The 16,677-nt window shown below is 67.3% G+C and carries 13 protein-coding genes; 3 read left to right on the plus strand and 10 right to left on the minus strand.

Translation table 11 applies throughout. The features are described from left to right. Nucleotides 1-6 precede the first annotated feature (6 nt). The 3 genes from K4043_RS09675 to K4043_RS09685 form a co-directional block, all read right to left on the minus strand. Nucleotides 7-672, minus strand: a complete 666-nt coding sequence (locus K4043_RS09675) for a DUF3011 domain-containing protein (protein ID WP_123730406.1) — start codon at nucleotides 670-672, stop codon at nucleotides 7-9. A 158-nt stretch (nucleotides 673-830) separates the two neighbouring features. Beyond that, nucleotides 831-1,229, minus strand: coding sequence for a response regulator (locus K4043_RS09680; protein WP_123730407.1), 399 nt, complete (start codon nucleotides 1,227-1,229; stop codon nucleotides 831-833). Between the two features lie 122 nt (nucleotides 1,230-1,351). Continuing rightward, nucleotides 1,352-2,116, minus strand: a complete 765-nt coding sequence (locus K4043_RS09685; protein ID WP_265309147.1) for a CPBP family intramembrane glutamic endopeptidase — start codon at nucleotides 2,114-2,116, stop codon at nucleotides 1,352-1,354. A gap of 153 nt (nucleotides 2,117-2,269) precedes the next feature. On the opposite strand from K4043_RS09685, the gene K4043_RS09690 reads away from it, so the two are divergent. Beyond that, a complete protein-coding gene (locus tag K4043_RS09690) occupies nucleotides 2,270-2,572 on the plus strand; it encodes a zf-TFIIB domain-containing protein (RefSeq protein ID WP_123730409.1) in 303 nt (100 codons plus the stop codon). A gap of 18 nt (nucleotides 2,573-2,590) precedes the next feature. On the opposite strand, the gene K4043_RS09695 is transcribed toward K4043_RS09690, so the two are convergent. The 6 genes from K4043_RS09695 to K4043_RS09720 form a co-directional block, all read right to left on the minus strand. Then, nucleotides 2,591-3,103 carry a GNAT family N-acetyltransferase gene (locus K4043_RS09695; RefSeq protein WP_265309150.1) on the minus strand — a complete coding sequence of 171 codons (513 nt, stop codon included), beginning with the start codon at nucleotides 3,101-3,103 and terminating at the stop codon, nucleotides 2,591-2,593. 100 nt (nucleotides 3,104-3,203) lie between these two features. Beyond that, nucleotides 3,204-4,250, minus strand: a complete 1,047-nt coding sequence (locus tag K4043_RS09700) for a copper resistance protein B (RefSeq protein ID WP_265309152.1) — start codon at nucleotides 4,248-4,250, stop codon at nucleotides 3,204-3,206. Then, entirely contained in the window at nucleotides 4,247-6,001 is a 1,755-nt protein-coding gene (locus tag K4043_RS09705; RefSeq protein ID WP_265309153.1) for a copper resistance system multicopper oxidase, read from the minus strand. The genes K4043_RS09700 and K4043_RS09705 overlap by 4 nt, the downstream gene beginning before the upstream one ends. Nucleotides 6,002-6,144: 143 nt before the next feature. After that, complete coding sequence (locus K4043_RS09710) at nucleotides 6,145-6,540, minus strand: CopL family metal-binding regulatory protein (RefSeq protein ID WP_265309155.1); 396 nt, start codon at nucleotides 6,538-6,540, stop codon at nucleotides 6,145-6,147. 94 nt (nucleotides 6,541-6,634) lie between these two features. After that, the gene (gene recQ, locus K4043_RS09715) at nucleotides 6,635-8,440 is read right to left on the minus strand and encodes a DNA helicase RecQ (RefSeq protein WP_265309157.1); all 1,806 of its coding nucleotides are present in this window, start codon (nucleotides 8,438-8,440) and stop codon (nucleotides 6,635-6,637) included. Between the two features lie 615 nt (nucleotides 8,441-9,055). Beyond that, complete coding sequence (locus K4043_RS09720; protein ID WP_265309158.1) at nucleotides 9,056-9,607, minus strand: Dps family protein; 552 nt, start codon at nucleotides 9,605-9,607, stop codon at nucleotides 9,056-9,058. 96 nt (nucleotides 9,608-9,703) lie between these two features. Here K4043_RS09720 and hrpA point away from each other — a divergent pair, with 96 nt between their 5' ends. Then, nucleotides 9,704-13,807 carry an ATP-dependent RNA helicase HrpA gene (gene hrpA / locus K4043_RS09725; RefSeq protein WP_265309159.1) on the plus strand — a complete coding sequence of 1,368 codons (4,104 nt, stop codon included), beginning with the start codon at nucleotides 9,704-9,706 and terminating at the stop codon, nucleotides 13,805-13,807. A gap of 42 nt (nucleotides 13,808-13,849) precedes the next feature. Here hrpA and K4043_RS09730 read toward each other — a convergent pair whose 3' ends face one another. Continuing rightward, nucleotides 13,850-14,386: a hypothetical protein gene (locus tag K4043_RS09730; protein WP_265309160.1), complete on the minus strand. Its 537-nt coding sequence runs from the start codon at nucleotides 14,384-14,386 to the stop codon at nucleotides 13,850-13,852. Between the two features lie 132 nt (nucleotides 14,387-14,518). Here K4043_RS09730 and K4043_RS09735 point away from each other — a divergent pair, with 132 nt between their 5' ends. Next, the gene (locus K4043_RS09735) at nucleotides 14,519-16,672 is read left to right on the plus strand and encodes a bifunctional (p)ppGpp synthetase/guanosine-3',5'-bis(diphosphate) 3'-pyrophosphohydrolase (protein ID WP_265309161.1); all 2,154 of its coding nucleotides are present in this window, start codon (nucleotides 14,519-14,521) and stop codon (nucleotides 16,670-16,672) included. Nucleotides 16,673-16,677 lie beyond the last annotated feature (5 nt).

Here is a 16,677-nt window from a genome sequence, read left to right on the forward strand (position 1 = left end):
CGTCGCTCAACGCACGCGGCGGTAGCGCACTTCGTTCTGCCGGTCGCCCACTTCGGTGGTGACAAAGCCATCGCGGCTCTGGCTGATGTCGAACACACTGCTGCCGACGTTGAGCTGGCCGCCGTTGATCCAGCCGTTCAAGGTCTGGCCACGTGTCTGTGCGCTCATGCGGCCATCGCTGTCGATGCGCATGCGGATGTCGGCGTTGAAGGTAGGGTTGTAGCCCTCGAACTCGCCGATCATCCAGCCGGGGACATACGAGCTGTGCCGGGCGCCCTGGTAGCTGTCATCGTCGTAGCGCGCATCATCCTTGTCGGCGTTGTGCGCCAACGCGCCGAGAATCGCCGCGCCGATCAGAACGCCGGCGGCGACCTTGGCGTCGTGGTTGTCCTTGTCGTGGCGGTCATCGCGATCGCTGTCGCCATGTACACGGAACGAGGCGCGGCAGCCATCGTCGACCCAGACCTCACGACGGTCGTAGTCCCAGTTGCGGCCCTGACGGCAGTCCGCACCGGACAGTTTGCGGTCCAGGGTGACGTAGCCGGCGCGAGGCAGGGTGCAGGACTGATAGCGATTGTCGCGGCTCTCGCAGGTGACGACGTCATCCGCGCGCGCGTCGTCCAACGGCAGCATCAACAGCAAGGGTGTAGCCAGCAGCATACGGAAGAGCATGTCGTCGATTCCGGCAAGGAAAAGGAGCGTGTCGCATCGTATGGAAAGCGGGAGACCCCCGTTCCCGGCACCGACGATGGCCACGCGGACATGAAATCCGGATGAAGGTCACTCAGCGGCGCGCTCGGACGGCCGCCGACCGACGCAGGCGACTCGCCTCAGGCGCAGGCCGCCAGCGGCTGCTGGAAGCAGGCACGGATCGCGTCGAGCAGCTCGCTCATGCTGTAGGGCTTGGGCAGGAAATGCATGCCGGGACCGAGCTGCGGCACCACCACGGAGGGCTCCAGGCCCGAGGTGACCAGCACCGGCAGCCCGGGCTGTTCCTGCTTGACCCGATGCGCCGCCTCGATGCCACTCACTGCGCCCAGGCAGACATCGGTGAACACCAGGTCGAAGCGCTCGCCGGCCTGCAGCAGGCCCAGCGCGGCTTCGGCGGAGCTGACCGCCACGACTTCGCAGGCCTGGCTTTCCAGGGCCATGCGGCTGAGCTCGCGGGTGTCTTCGGTGTCTTCGATCAACAGCACGCGCGGTTCGGGATGGTGCTTGGACAACAACATGGAGCGTGGTTCCGGCTTTCCCCCGGAGAGGGGCGCGCAATTATCGCGGGGCGCTGGTGAGGAGATCGTTGACGCTGCCGAAATGCCCGGTGAACCGGCCGTGCTGCCCGCGTTGGCGCGGGTCAGGCGAGGGCGAGTGAACGTTTCCGACGGCGCTGCCAGGCCCACACCAGCCCGACCGCCAGGCCCGCCGCCGACAGGCGCAGCACCGTCGCCGGCCAGCCGACGGCAGTCGCCTCGGTGATCGCGAACACGTTCCACGCCAGATTGAGCGACACGTGCAGGGCCAGTCCGCTCCACAGGGTGTAATCGTCCAGCGTATTGAGCCAGGCGAACACCAGCCCGCCGATGCCGGTGATGGCGAACACCTGCAGCGCCATGCCCCCGCCGCCGCCGAACGACCACCAGTGGATCGCACCGAAGACCACCGCCTGCACGAGCGCAGCGGCCAGCCACGGCCAGCGCTGCTGGCGGTGGGCGAAGATGAAACCGAAGCCGCGGAAAATGATCTCCTCGGCCAGCGGGAACAACACCCCGAGCATCAGCAGGGCCAGCAGGTCCTGGGTGGGATTCACCCCGCCCAGCCACCACAGGCCGAGCCAGCACGGCAGGGTCGCCAGCAGGGCCAGCGCCGGGCCCTGCCAGCCATTCCAGCGCAACCCGAGCAGCGCGTGGAGGCGCTGCCCGGGGCGCAGCAGCAGTGCAGCCACGGCCAGCACCAGCAGCACGCCCAGGCCGTTGTCGAGGATGGCCCCGCCATAGGGAATTGGCAGCGTCGAAATTGGCGTGCCCAGCCACGCGGCGAGGTCGCGCAGATTGATCGACACGGCCAGGGTCAGCACCAGCACACAGGCGGCCAGCCACGCAGGCAGGCGAAGGGACGACATGGGACGCTCCATATCCAGGGACTGGTCGGATTGTTGGGCACGGCCGCAGCGGCAGCATGGGGCATTGGTCGGGGGGCCATCGGTCATGGCCGCGTTGCACCACGGTCAGGTATGACCGGCTAGAGTGCGGCTTTGCCCCCTGGATTACCGCCCATGCAATGCCCCGTATGCAAAACCCAAGCGCTGCAGATGTCCGAGCGTCAGGGCATCGAGATCGACTACTGCCCGCAGTGCCGTGGCGTGTGGCTGGACCGTGGTGAACTGGACAAGATCATCGAGCGCTCCGCCAGTGCCGCAGCGCCTGCGCCCGCCCCGGCACGCGCTGCTGCTCCGCCGCCGCCGGCCGCCGTGCAGCACCGCGATACACGCCATCTGGGCCAGCAGCAGTACGGCGATCAGCACGGCTACCGCAAGAAGAAGAAAGAGAGCTTCCTGTCGGACCTGTTCGACTTCTGATGCATGCCTGCGCTGCGCTCAGGCGCGGCGCAGGATGAACTCCCGGTCGACGCTCTCGCCGACCGGGAAATCGTATTCGCCCACCTTGCGGCAGCCATAGCGTGCGTAGAAGCGTTGCGCACCCAGATTCTCGGACCACACGCCGATCCACAGCGTGCGCCGCTGCGGTTGATCCAGCCATGCCAGGAACGCGTCCATCAGGCGCGCGCCGTGACCACCCGCCTGGTGGCTGGCGAGCACGTACAGTCGCTTGAGCTCGATATCGCCCTCGCTGGCCTCGGCATGCGGCAGGCTGTTCGGGCCTGCGGCGAGATAGCCCACCACACGTTCGCCGTTGTCCAGCAGCCACGCCGCGTTGCGTGGATCGGCGAGCTCGCGGCGTTGCGGTTCGACCGCGTAATGGCTGTCCAGAAAATCGCGCAGGTCCTGCGGGGGGTAGGAATCGCCGAAGGTTTCGGTGTAGGTGGCGATGGCGATCGCCGACAGCGCAGCGGCATCGGCGACGGTGGCACGGCGGATGGTCAACGTCATGGCGCAAGGCAGGCAGGTGGGGCCGGCAGCTTACGCTATCGTCTGGGGTCGGCCGTAGTTCCGGGTACGTCGGTACCCGGAACCTGTCATGGTTGCCGGATCAGAACCAGACCCGCACGCCCGCCACCCAGCGGGTATCGCGCGCACCTTCGCCGGCTGCTTCGTGGTAGTCGGCGGTATCGCCGAACAACCGCTCGTGGCTGATGCCGATGTACGGTGCGAAGCGGCGGCTGAATTCATAGCGCAGGCGCAGCCCGGCTTCGACCTTGTTGAGGCCCGCGCCGTTGCGATACGAGGGCTCGTCGTTGGCCGAGAAGGTGGCTTCCAGCAGCGGCTGCAGGATCAACCGGTTGGTCAGCAGCAGCTCGTATTCCACCTCGACCGTGGCCGCCAACTGACCGCCTTCGCCTAGATAGGCCGTGGCCGAGGTCTCGAACTTGTACGGCGCCAGGCCTTGGATGCCGAACGCCGCCCAGGTACGTGAATCGGCCGGCCGGAAATCCTGTTTCACGCCGACCAGTACATCCCACCACGGCGACACGCTGCGCCCATACATCACTTCCAGATCGGCCGATCCGGTACGGCCGTCACTGCGCTCGCCTTCGCTACGCACCCACAGCCGGTGGATGTTGCCGCCCACCCAGCCGCTGGCCTCCCAGGCCTGGCCGCTGCCGTGCTGGCCATCCCAGTGTTCGAGCCGGTTGACCAGCAGCAGGCTATGGATCTCCGGCGCATGCTCCATCGCGCCGTGGTCGATCGGCGCAAACGCGGCGAGCCGGTCGGCGGCGGTCACGGCCGGAATCGGTTCGAGCGGCTCGGTGGGCGCGGGCGCCCTCGGCACACCATGCCCCATCGCGGCGTGATCCATCGTCGAATGGTCCAGCTGGCTGTGATCGGTACTGCCATGGTCCCTCTTCGAATGGTCCATCTGGCTGTGATCAGCGCTGCCGTGGTCCATCGTTGAATGGTCCATCTTGGTGTGATCCATGCTGCCGTGATCCATCGGGCGGTCATCCGCCGGTGATGCATCAGTCGTGGTCGGCGCCGTGGCATGGCCGGCATGCGACTGTGCCCAGGCCGGTGCGGCCAACGCCAGCAGCAGGGCGGCGCTCAGTGCGGACAGCACGGTGAGAGGTGAGCGGCTCATTCTTCGATCCTCACTTCGCGCATCATGCCCGCTTCCATGTGGTACAGCAGGTGGCAGTGGTACGCCCAGCGCCCAAGTGCGTCGGCACGGACGCGGTAGGTGCGGCGGGTGCCGGGCGGCATGTCGATGGTGTGCTTGCGCAGGTGGAACTCGCCGGCCGCGTTTTCCAGATCGCTCCACACGCCGTGCAGATGGATCGGGTGCTGCATCATCGTGTCGTTGACCAGCACGATGCGCATGCGCTCGCCGTAGTTCAGGCGCAGCGGTTCGGCGCTGGCGAACGGGATCCCGTCGAAGGACCAGCTGAATTTTTCCATGTGGCCGGTCAGGTGCAGCTCGACCTCGCGGCCGGGATCGCGCCCATCGGGATCGTCGAACAGGCTGCGCATCGCGCCGTAGGTGAGTACGTTGCGGCCGTTGTCGCGCAGGCCGATACCAGGATCATCCAGCTTGGGCGCGGTGGCCATGCTCTGCATGTCCACCAGCGGGTTGCCTTGCTCGCTGGCCGGGTGACGCGGCGCTTTGGGATCGGTGCCGTGTGCACCGTGGCCCATGCTGGCACCGCAGCCGCCTTCCATGCCCTTCATGTCGTGGCCCGCCATCCCGTTGGAGGCATGGCCCATGTCGTGGCCCATGTCACTCATGGTCAGCAGCGGGCGCGGGTCGCGCGCGGGGATCGGCGCCTGCAGGCCGTGGCGCACCGCCAGCGTGCCGGCGGCATAGCCGGTGCGGCCCGTGTCCTGGCAGAAGATCGTGTACGCGTCCTGGCCGCTGGGTTCGACGATCACATCGAAGGTCTCGGCCGGGGCGATGCGGAATTCATCGATGCTGACCGGGTGGATGTACTGGCCATCGGCGGCGACCACGGTCATCTTCAGGCCAGGGATGCGCACGTCGAAATAGGTCATCGAGCCGCCGTTGATGAAGCGCAGCAACACCTTTTCGCCACTGCGGAACAGCCCGGTCCAGTTGCCGGCCGGGGCGGTTCCGTTGAGCAGGTAGGTATAGGTGTGGGCGTTGATGTCGGAGATGTCGGTCGGCGTCATCCGCATCCGGCCCCACATGCCGCGGTCGGCGGTGGCCGCGGCCCAGCCGTCCTTGCGCACATCGCGCAGGAAGTCGGGCAGGGTGCGCTTGTAGTAGTTGTCGTGCTCGGCGAGCTTCTTCATGCGCCGGAACAGCGCGCCGGGGTCCAGGTCGGTCCAGTCCGAGAGCAGGATCACGTGCTCGCGGTCGGCGTGATACGGCGCCGGTTCCAGCGGGTCGATGATCAGAGCGCCGTACAGACCCGCCTGCTCCTGGAACATGGAATGGCTGTGATACCAGTACGTGCCGGACTGCTTGAGGGTAAAGCGGTACTGGTAGGCATCGCCCGGGGCGATGCCGTTGAAGCTCAGGCCGGGCACGCCATCCATGTTGGCCGGCAGCAGCAGGCCGTGCCAGTGGATGGAGGTGGGGTGGGCCTGCAGCGTGTTGGCCACGCGGATGTTGACCGTCTGGCCTTCGCGCCAGCGCAGGATCGGCGCCGGAAGGCTCCCATTGACGGTAATCGCCGGGCGGGTGTGGCCGGTGAAGTTGGCCAGCGATTCGCCGATGCTCAGCTGCACGTCATGGCTGCTCAGGACCTGCGGGGCACCGGCAAGACCGGGGCCGGCGGCGGCGAACGCACGCGGGCTCAGGCCGGTGGCGGCCAGGCCGGCGACCACGCCGCCGGCAGCGACGCCCTGTACGAACAGGCGGCGCGACGGCATGAGCGGAGTGCCCGTGCCGGGTGTTTTTGGGAAAGACATTGCAACTCCGAATCCGATTCAAATGGCACACGTGGTGCCGTCATCGCACACACGCCGGGGCGCGTGGGCAGAGCCTGAGGCCGGCGCTCGCAGCGCGCGGTGGATCAGGCGATCGGAGGGCGGGTGATGCGGTCCAGCGGGGGCATCGGCCGCGACGGATGCGCGGTCAGGATCGGTGCCCGCGACAACGGTGGCGGCGTGGCGATCCACGCGATCTGGACGGTCAGGCTGGGCTGCTGGGCACAGCTGCGCAGGCAGTCCTTGATCTTGCAATGGTCGCCATCGTGCGGGGCCTGGACGCCGGTGTCGGCGGTGGCCATGGCGTCGTGATGGTGCGCGGCAGGCATCGGTGCATCGCCATGGCAGGGCGGGCCGGGTGTGCTGGTTCGGGTCGGTTCGGCCATGGCCAGCGCCATGGGACCGGCCATGGCGACGTTCAGCCCGTTGAGCAACAGGCTGAGCATCAATACCACTCGCAGGAGCAGGCCACTTGCGGACATGGGGCTCACCTTACTGCCAAATCCGGGCGGTCGCACCTGCGGCTGAACACGTGGTTCAACTCTGGAGGCCGGTTCGTGCGGGCTTGCCCGGGCATCAGCCTTCCTCGCGCACGATCTCGACCAGGCGATCGCCATAGCGGGCCAGCTTGGTGCCACCGATGCCGCCGACCCGGCCGAGCGCATCGACACTGGTGGGACGCTGTTCGGCGATGTTGCGCAGGGTGCTGTCGTGGAAGATCACGAAGGCCGGCACGTTCTGCTCGCGCGCGAGTTCGGCACGCAGGCCGCGCAGGGCATTGAACAGGGCCAGGTCCTGCGGCAGCACCGACAGGCCGGTGCGCTGGCCGCTGCGGTCGCGCTCGCGGGCGGCCTTGGGTGTCTCGCGGCGCATCATGACCTTGCGCTGGCCCTTGAGCACCTCGCGGCTGCCATCGGTCAGGCGCAGGCCACCGTAGGCGCTGCTGTCCACCTCGAGCAGGCTGGAGGCGACCAGCTGGCGGAACACGCTGCGCCAGGTGCGGGCGTCGAGATCCTTGCCGATGCCGTAGGTGCTCAATTCGGTGTGTCCGAACTGGCGCACCTTCTCGTTGTCGCCGCCGCGCAGGATGTCGATCAGGTGGCCCACGCCGAAGCGCTGGCCGCTGCGGTAGACGCAGCTCAGTGCCTTCTGGGCGGCAACGCTGGCATCCCAGGCATCCGGTGGCAGCAGGCAGTTGTCGCAGTTGCCACAGGGCTGGGGGTAGGTTTCCCCGAACCCGGCCAGCAGGACTTGACGGCGGCACTGCATGGATTCGCAGTAGCCGAGCAGGTGATCGAGTTTGGAACGTTCGAGCGTTTTGCGGTCTTCGCCGGCTTCGGACTGTTCGATCATCTGCTTGAGCAGCACGACGTCGCCGAGCCCATAGCAGAGCCAGGCTTCGGCGGGCTCGCCATCACGGCCGGCGCGGCCGGTTTCCTGGTAATACCCTTCCATCGATTTGGGCAGATCGGTATGCGCGACGAAGCGCACGTCCGGTTTATCGATGCCCATGCCGAAGGCGATGGTGGCGCACATCACGATGCCGTCCTCGCGCAGGAAGCGGCGCTGGTTGGCGGCGCGTACCTCCGCCGGCAGGCCAGCGTGGTAGGGCAGGGCGTTCATGCCCTCCTTGCACAGGAACTCGGCGGTTTCTTCCACCTTGCGCCGTGACATGCAGTAGACGATGCCGGCTTCCTGGCGGTGGACCTTGAGAAAGTCCAGCAGCTGGCGCTTGGCGTTGTCTTTCTGGACGACGGTGTAGCGGATGTTGGGACGGTTGAAGGAGCTGACGAAGTGCTGGGCGTTGGTCAGGTCCAGGCGTTCGGCGATTTCGCGCTGGGTCGGCGGATCGGCGGTGGCGGTCAGCGCGATGCGCGGGACGTCGGGCCAGCGCTCGTGCAGGACGGTGAGCTGGCGGTATTCGGGGCGGAAGTCGTGGCCCCACTGCGAGACGCAATGAGCTTCGTCGATGGCGAACAGGGCAATCCGGCTGCGCGAGAGCAGCGAGAGGAAGCGGCCGGTCAGCAGTCGCTCGGGGGCGACGTAGAGCATGTCCAGTTCGCCGGCAAGCAGTTCGCGCTCGACCCGGGCGGCGGTTTCGCCATCAAGGGTGGAGTTGAGGTATTCGGCGCGGACGCCGAGCTGGCGCAGGGCTTCGACCTGGTCCTGCATCAAGGCGATCAGTGGCGAGATGACGATGCCGGTGCCGTCGCGGAGCAGGGAGGGGACCTGGTAGCAGAGCGATTTGCCGCCGCCGGTGGGCATGAGGACGAGCGCGTCATTGCCGGCGGCGACATGCTCGACGATCGCCTGCTGCGGACCGCGGAATTCGTCGTAACCAAAGATGCGGCTGAGCAGGTCGTGCGCGGGGCGGGAAGACATCGCGCTAGTTTACCTTGCCAAGGCTACGGGCCGTGTCCTCTGATGCCGGATCGGTCTGTAGGAAAGCCGAGGCCGGAGCCAGAGCCAGAGCCAGAGCCAGAGGCAGAGCTGAAGGCGCAAAGCGTCGGGCGTGTCCTCCTGCGGGGTTGGCGCGGTGTGGGTGGGTCTGCTGGACCCGCCGTGAACCCGTCCATGGGGGCTCGATGTGCGCCATCCATGGCGCACAACGGTCCTGCAGACCCACCCACACCGCGCCATCGACACTTGGCTGGTCTTCAAAGGAGAGCCAGTCCAGAGCCCGTCACGCGCCAGTCAAACGCAGACAGGCGCCAATCGGCGCCTGTCTGCTGTTGCTTGCCTGTGACCTGTGGCCTGTTACCGCTTGCCAAAGAGGCCGCTCTGGCTTGCCCAACCGTCCATCCTGATCTGTCTGGCGAGTGGGGGCCAGGCCCTGACGGGACCGTCGTGCGCCATGGATGGCGCACGACGAGCCCCCAAGGATGGGTTTACGGCGCGTCCCGGAGGGGCCTGGCCCCCGCTCGCCAACACGGAGACCCCGTCAGCCAAAGCCTTTGCCGTTGCCGTCAGTCAACCAAGCCCGCCAAAAACACATTCTTACTGCAGCAGCGAACGCAGCATCCAGGCGTACTTTTCGTGGGTCTGCAGACGCTGGGTCATCAGATCCTCGGTCGGCGCGTCGTCCGCATCGTCGGCCACATCCAGCACTTTGCGCGCCGTACGGCACACCGCCTCGTTGGCGGTGACCAACTGGCGTACCATTTCACGCCAGTCCGCGCTGTCGGTCAGGCCCGGCTCCTCGGCGATCGAGGTCAGGGCCGCGAACTCGCGGTACGAGCCCGGGGCATTGAAGCCCAGTGCACGGATGCGTTCGGCTACGTCATCCAGGGCCGCCCACTGTTCGGTGTACTGGGTCTCGAACATGGTGTGCAGCGAGTTGAACATCGACCCGGTCACGTTCCAATGGAAATTGTGGGTCTTCAGGTAGAGCGTGAACGCATCAGCCTGGAAGGCCGACAGTCCATCGGCGATCTTCTTGCGATCGCCCTCCTTGATCCCGATATCGATGTTCGGGGCCGACGGGGCCGCCGCGCCGAGCTTCTGCTTGGCAGTCTTGGGCTTTGCCGTGGTCTTGGTCGTCTTCGCCATGGGAGAACTCCTTATGGATGGGATGAATCGGATGGCCTTCACAATAGATCAGACTACCCTTTCAGTAGTAAACAAAAGTTCTAAACGAATCGATTGATGAGCGCTATCGAAAAACCACATGCAGCACGCCTGGCCCAGCAGCAGGCCGCCATCAACGGCGCCATGAGCCGCGACCGCGGTCGTTTGCTGGGGATGCTCTCGCGTTGGCGGGCCAAACCGGCGGATACGGGGCTGGCGGCGGCGTTCGAGCAGGCCTTGCAGGCGTCCGTGCAGCGCCGTGAAGCGCGTGCGCTGAATCAGCCGGCCATCACTCTGGACGAGCAACTGCCGATTGCGCGTGAAGCCGAGGCCATCACCGCGCTGATCCGCGACCATCAGGTCGTGGTGATCGCCGGTGAAACCGGCTCGGGCAAGACCACCCAGCTGCCCAAGCTGTGCCTGGCCGCCGGCCGTGGCACCGCCGGCATGATCGGCTGCACCCAGCCGCGACGGATCGCCGCACGTGCGGTGGCGACCCGCGTCGCGCAGGAACTGCAGTCCGAGCTGGGCACCACGGTGGGTTACCAGGTGCGCTTCACCGATCGCGTCGGTGACGATACCCGCATCAAATTCATGACCGACGGCATCCTGCTGGCCGAGATCAGCAGCGACCGCTGGCTGTCCAACTACGACACGATCATCGTCGACGAGGCGCACGAACGCAGCCTCAACATCGATTTCCTGCTGGGCTATCTCAAGCAGCTGCTGATCAAGCGCCCGGACCTGAAGCTGATCGTCACCTCGGCGACCATCGACACCTCGCGCTTTGCGCAGCATTTCGACGATGCCCCGGTGATCAGCGTGGAAGGCCGTACCTTCCCGGTGGAGGTGCGTTACCGGCCGCTGGAAGGTGAGGGCGGTGGCGAAGCCGACGGTGGGCGCGATGGCGAGCGCACCGTCAATGATGCGGTGGTCGCGGCGGTGGATGAAATCACCCGGATCGACCCGCGTGGCGACATCCTGTTGTTCTTCCCGGGCGAGCGCGAAATCCGCGATGCGCACCAGTCGCTGGAACGACGCAAGTACCGTGGCACCGATGTGCTGCCGCTGTATGCGCGGTTGTCGGTCAAGGACCAGGACCTGGTGTTCAACCCGGGCGCCAACCGGCGCATCGTGCTGGCCACCAACGTGGCCGAAACGTCGCTGACGGTGCCGCGCATCCGCTATGTGATCGACCCCGGTTTCGCCCGCATCAAGCGCTACAGCCCGCGCCAGAAGCTGGACCGGTTGCATATCGAAGCGGTTTCGCAGGCCAGCGCCAACCAGCGCAAAGGCCGTTGCGGCCGCGTGTCCGAAGGCATCTGCTACCGGCTGTATTCCGAAGCGGATTTTCTGTCGCGCCCCGAGTTCACCGATCCGGAGATCCGCCGTTCCAGCCTGTCCGGGGTGATCCTGCGGATGCTGCAGCTGGGCCTGGGCCGGATCGAAGACTTTCCCTTCCTGGAGGCCCCGGACGAGCGTGCCGTCGCGGATGGCTGGCAGCAGCTGGGGGAACTGGGTGCGGTCGATGCCGAGCGTCGCCTGACCCCGATCGGGCGCCAGATGGCGCGCCTGCCGGTGGACGTGAAACTGGCCCGCATGCTGGTCGCCGCGCAGGCGCAGGGCTGCCTGCGCCCGATGCTGGTGATCGCCTCGTTCCTGGGCATCCAGGACCCCCGCGAACGCCCGCCGGAAGCGCGCGCCGCGGCCGACAACGCGCATGCGCTGTTCGCCGATGGGCGCTCGGAATTCGTCGGCGTGCTGCGGCTGTGGGATGGCTACCGCCAAGCCCATGAAGACCTGACCCAGTCCAAGCTGCGCGACTGGTGCGGCCGGCATTTCCTCGGCTTCCTGCGCATGCGCGAGTGGCGGGAGCTGCATCGCCAACTGCGCGTGCTGTGCGAGGAGCTGGGCTGGAGCGAGGAGCCCGCCGAGACCTCGCTGGCACCGCTGCTGGCCGGTTCTTCCGCACCGGCACCGGCACGCGATGACGAGGCGAAGATCAAGGCGACGCGCGGCCAGCAGCATCGTGCCGCGCGCTTGGCCCGTGAAGGAAAATCCGAGCCGACGCCTGTCGAGAGCAAGGTGGCGCCGGTCAAGGGTGTCGACGCGGAGGCGCGCAACGCCTTCAGCGACAAAGTGCGCGCCGCTGCCTACCAGACCCTGCACCGCGCGTTGATCGCCGGCCTGCCCACGCAGATCGGCCACCGCAGCGACAAGGGCGACTTCCTGGCACCGCGCCAGCGCCGCTTCCTGCCGTTCCCGGGCTCGACCCTGGCCAAGCGGCCGCCGCCGTGGCTGTTGACCGCGACGCTGCTGGATACCCAGAAGATCTGGGGCCTGACCAACGCGGCGATCGAGCCGGACTGGGTCATCAATGAGCTGCCCCACCTGCTGCTGCGCAAGCACTTCGACCCGCACTGGTCGCGCGCGCAGGGCCAGGTGCTGGCTTCGGAGCAGATCAGCCTGTTCGGCTTGGTGCTGGCCCCGAAGAAGCCGGTGCACTATGGCCGCATCGCACCGGGCGAAGCGCACGACATCTTCGTGCGTCAGGCTCTGGTGACTGGCGAAATCAACACCCGTGCCGGCTTCGTCGCCGACAACCTCAAGGTGCTGGAGCAGGCGCGCGAAGAGGAGGCCAAGCTGCGCCGCGCCGGCATCGTCGCCGACGAAGGCTGGCAGGCGCGCTGGTACCTGGACCGGATCCCGGCCGAGATCCATTCGGCGATGGGCCTGGACACTTGGTGGAAGGCGCTGGCGCCGGAGAAACGCCGCGCGCTGTCGTGGACACTGGCCGATCTGCTGCCGGGCGAGGGCAGCGACGCCGAACGGTATCCCGCGTACCTGCCGCTGGGTGATGCACGGCTGCCGCTGCATTACACCTTCGAGCCGGGTGCCGACGAAGATGGCGTCACGTTGGAGGTGCCACTGCACCTGCTCAACGCGCTCGATCCGGCGCGGTTGTCGTGGCTGGCGCCGGGCTTCGTAGCCGACAAGGCTGCAGCCCTGATCCGTAGCCTGCCCAAGGCGATGCGCCGCAACTATGTGCCGGCACCGGACTTCGGGCGCGCGTTCGCCGAAGCGTTTGCCGAGCCGACCGCCGATGACATCCGTGGCGAGCTGGCACGGTTCCTGTCGCGTGCGACCGGTGCCAAGCTGGCCGCGTCCGATTTCGATGACGCAGCGCTGGACGCCCATCTGCGCATGAACCTGCGGCTGCGCGATGCCGATGGCAAGGTGCTGGCGACCTCGCGCGATCTGGATGCACTGCGCGCCCGCTTCGGTGACAAGGCCGGTGATGCCTTTGCCGCACGCGCCGGCCGGGCGCTGGCGGCCGACGGGCTGCGGGATTTCCCGGCCAGCCCGATTCCGTTGCAGGTGCCCGGCGAAGCGGGCGTGCCGGCCTACCCGGCCCTGGTCGACCAGGGCGAGACCGCCGCGTTGAAGATCTTTGCCGATCGCAACGAGGCGCTGGAGCAGCATCCGCTCGGCGTACGTCGATTGCTGGAGATCGCGCTGGCCGACAAGGCCAAGCAGGCACGCAAGCAGCTGCCGGTGCCGCCCAAGACCGGGCTGCTGTATGCCGCGATCGAATCGCAGGAGCGCCTGCGCGGCGACCTGGTCGATGCCGCGATGAATGCCGTGCTCGCCGATGGCCTCGGTGATATCCGCGACCCGGCTGCGTTCGCCAAGCGCAGCGCGGAGGCGGGCAAGGCGCTGTTCGGCGAGGCGATGGCCCGCTTGAAGCTGGCCGAGAACATCCTGGCCCATGTGGCCGAACTCAAGCCGCAGCTGGAGGCGCCGCTGATGGGCTGGGCACGTGGCAATCTCGATGACATGGAGCAGCAGCTGGCGGCATTGGTCCATCCCGGCTTCCTGCGCGAGACTCCGGCCGATGCCCTGGCGCAGTTGCCGCGTTACCTGCGCGCCATGATCCTGCGCACCGAACGTGCCAAGCGCGATCCACCGCGCGACCAGGCACGAATGCTGGAACTGCGGCCGTTCGTGGACGCATTGGCCCAGGCCGAGGCGCGCGGTCTGCGGCAGCGGCCGCAATGGCAGGACCTGCGCTGGGATCTGGAAGAGCTGCGGGTGTCGCTGTTCGCCCAGGAGCTGGGTGCCAGGACCGGCATTTCGGCCAAGAAGCTGGCCCAGCGCGTGGCGGCGCTGCAGAAGGCCTGATCCGGCTGGCGCCCCGTGCCGTGACGGCACGGGGCGCCGGGATTACTTGACGCGTCGGACCTTGGCGCGGGTGTTGATGCCTTCCACGCGCAGATACCACACGCCGGAAATGCCCGGAATGACCGACACCTTTGCATCGGTCCTGCGCACGCTGCCCACGGCTGCCGCATCGGTCTGCTCCCACACCTGTCCATTGGCGAGCGTATAGGTGCGGCCCTTGCCAAAGCCGGTGAATTCGCCCGGCAGCGTGCTGTCGATGGGATCCTTGCTGCCGAAGTCGAAGAAGCCGCGGTTCTTGACGATGACCTCCTGGCGGCCTTCTTCGCGGGCCTGTTCGCGCACCTGCTCACGCACCTGCTCGCGTGCATCGGCGGCTGCCGCGGCCACCTTGCCCTGCAGCCAGTTGTTGAGCGACGCCATTTCCTGCGGGCTCAGCTTGTCCAGCCCGGCCGCCTTGAACTCGGCCGGTGACATCTGCTGCTGGAGATCACCGTCGACCACACGCTGGGCCAGGGCCGGCAGCGAAAGACTCATCAGAACGGCCGCACAGGCCAACAACCGCAGACGGGAATAGCGCATGGCAGGGTCTCTCCTAGGAATGGCCGCAGTGTAGTGCCAGCGCCCCGGCATGTGCACATGCAGGCGACGGCGATTGTAGGGGGGGCGCTGCGGCGCTAGTGTAGGTGGCCTCTGTCCTGTCTGTACGATGCTGTGAACCGCGCTTCTGCCCCCGGCCTGGATGCCTTGTTGAACCGTCCCTCGGTGGCCTCGCTGCCGCCTGAACTGCGCGATGCGTTGCTGCAGCGCTGGCAGTTGCCCGAGGCCAATCCGGACATGCGCGTGGGTTGGCCGGTGCTGGCCGACACCCTCGATGCCCTCTCGCTGCTCTCTGCCGACGAGTCGGCGCTGCTGGCCACGCTGTTGTTCGACTTGCCGTGGCTGCGTGCGGGGATGGATGCGCTGCCGCTGGGTGCGCTCAAGCCGGTGATCGTCGGCCTGCTCGATGGGCAGGATGCGGCCGACCAGGTCTGGGCGCTGCACGCCGGGCGCGAGGCCGGGCGCAACAGCGAAGGCCTGCGCCGGCTGCTGCTGTCGATCATCCGCGATCTGCGCGTGGTGCCGATCCTGCTCGCCCGCCAGCTGGCCCGCATGCGCGGTGCCGATCGGCTGCCCGAAGAAGAGCGCCGCGCGCTGGCCCAGCTCACCCGCGACATCCACGCGCCGCTGGCCAACCGGCTCGGCATCTGGCAGTTGAAGTGGGAGCTGGAAGATCTGGCGTTCCGTCACCTGGAGCCGGAAACCTACCGTCGCATCGCACGTGAGGTCGATGAAACCCGTCTGGCGCGCGAGCGCTACGTCGAAGGCGTCAAAAAGGCGCTCTCGCGTGAGCTGCTGGCGCAGGGCATCCGCGCCGAGGTCAGCGGCCGCCCGAAGCATATCTACAGCATCTGGCGGAAGATGCAGAAGAAGCGGCTGGCCTTCGAGCAGCTGTATGACATCCGTGCGGTACGCGTGATGGTCGACGACGTGGCCGCCTGCTATGCCGCGCTGGGCGTGGTGCATGCGCTGTGGGCGCCGGTGCCGAGCGAATTCGATGATTACATCGCGCGGCCCAAGGCCAACGACTACCGCTCGCTGCACACCGCCGTGGTCGGTCCGGAAGGGCGCACCATCGAAGTGCAGATCCGTACCCATGACATGCACGCCCAGGCCGAGCTCGGTGTCGCCGCGCATTGGCGCTACAAGGAAGGCAGCAAGGGCGCGGAGAAGGCGTTCGATCGCAAGATCACCTGGATGCGGCAGTTGCTGGAGCAATCCCAGGAGGGCCACGCCGGCGAGCTGGCCGGTGCGCTGGATGCCGAACTGACCGAAGACCGGGTCTACGCGCTCAGCCCCAAGGACGAGGTGATGGACCTGCCGCAGGGCGCCACACCACTGGATTTTGCCTACCACGTGCACACGATGGTCGGGCACCGCTGCCGCGGGGCGAAGGTCAACGGCCGCATCGTGCCGCTGACCTACCGCCTGCGCAGTGGCGACCGCGTCGAGATCCTGACCGGTAAAGAAGCCGACCCGCGCCGCGACTGGCTGCTCGCCTCCGGCGGTTTCCTGGCCAGCAACCGCTCGCGCGACAAGGTGCGCGGCTGGTTCCACAAGCTGGACCGTGCGCGCAATGTGCAGGCCGGTCGCGAACTGCTTGAGCGGGAACTCAAGCGCCTCGGCCTGCAGCACGCCGATCTGTCGATCGCCGTGAAGAAGTTCCACGCCGACAGCGTCGATGATCTCTACATCCAGGTGGCCTTGGGCGACACCGGACCGAACCAGGTCAGCCGCACGCTGCTGGAAGCCGAGCGTGCCGCCAGCCAGCCGGCGATGCCCGCGCTGCCGCGCCCGACGGCGCGGCGTGACAGCGTGCGCAGCGCCAACTTCACCGTCCAGGGCGTGGGCAATCTGCTCGTGCAGCTCGCCCGGTGCTGCCAGCCTGTGGCTGGTGAGCCGATCGTGGGCTACCTGACCCGCGCCCGTGGCGTCACCGTGCATCGCACCGATTGCGCCGCGCTGGCGCGGCTGGCGGCCGCCAGTCCACAGCGCATCCTGCCGGTGGAGTGGGGCCAGGCCGGCGGTGGCTACGAAGTGGACGTCGTGGTTGATGCGGTCGACCGGCGCTGGCTGCTGAAGGACATCACCAACCTGATCGCGCAGGAGGATGCCTACGTGCTGGACATCCACAGCGACAACGTCCGCAACAGTGGCCGGGCGCATCTGCGCCTGCGCCTGAAGGTCAGCGATTACGGGCAGCTCTCCACCCTGCTGGGCAAGCTGGACGCGCTGCCCGGCGTCAGCGAAGCCCGGCGTCTAGGCTGACCTCA

This window comes from Stenotrophomonas sp. SRS1 (assembly GCF_026130205.1).
Lineage (GTDB): Bacteria > Pseudomonadota > Gammaproteobacteria > Xanthomonadales > Xanthomonadaceae > Stenotrophomonas > Stenotrophomonas rhizophila_B.

Excerpts from the sequence above, each read along its gene's own strand:
- K4043_RS09675 (WP_123730406.1), bottom strand. The coding sequence starts at position 672 with ATGCTCTTCCGTATGCTGCTGGCTACACCCTTGCTGTTGATGCTGCCG.
- K4043_RS09680 (WP_123730407.1), bottom strand. The coding sequence starts at position 1,229 with ATGTTGTTGTCCAAGCACCATCCCGAACCGCGCGTGCTGTTGATCGAA.
- K4043_RS09685 (WP_265309147.1), bottom strand. The coding sequence starts at position 2,116 with ATGTCGTCCCTTCGCCTGCCTGCGTGGCTGGCCGCCTGTGTGCTGGTG.
- K4043_RS09690 (WP_123730409.1), top strand. The coding sequence starts at position 2,270 with ATGCAATGCCCCGTATGCAAAACCCAAGCGCTGCAGATGTCCGAGCGT.
- K4043_RS09695 (WP_265309150.1), bottom strand. The coding sequence starts at position 3,103 with ATGACGTTGACCATCCGCCGTGCCACCGTCGCCGATGCCGCTGCGCTG.
- K4043_RS09700 (WP_265309152.1), bottom strand. The coding sequence starts at position 4,250 with ATGAGCCGCTCACCTCTCACCGTGCTGTCCGCACTGAGCGCCGCCCTG.
- K4043_RS09705 (WP_265309153.1), bottom strand. The coding sequence starts at position 6,001 with ATGCCGTCGCGCCGCCTGTTCGTACAGGGCGTCGCTGCCGGCGGCGTG.
- K4043_RS09710 (WP_265309155.1), bottom strand. The coding sequence starts at position 6,540 with ATGTCCGCAAGTGGCCTGCTCCTGCGAGTGGTATTGATGCTCAGCCTG.
- recQ (WP_265309157.1), bottom strand. The coding sequence starts at position 8,440 with ATGTCTTCCCGCCCCGCGCACGACCTGCTCAGCCGCATCTTTGGTTAC.
- K4043_RS09720 (WP_265309158.1), bottom strand. The coding sequence starts at position 9,607 with ATGGCGAAGACGACCAAGACCACGGCAAAGCCCAAGACTGCCAAGCAG.
- hrpA (WP_265309159.1), top strand. The coding sequence starts at position 9,704 with ATGAGCGCTATCGAAAAACCACATGCAGCACGCCTGGCCCAGCAGCAG.
- K4043_RS09730 (WP_265309160.1), bottom strand. The coding sequence starts at position 14,386 with ATGCGCTATTCCCGTCTGCGGTTGTTGGCCTGTGCGGCCGTTCTGATG.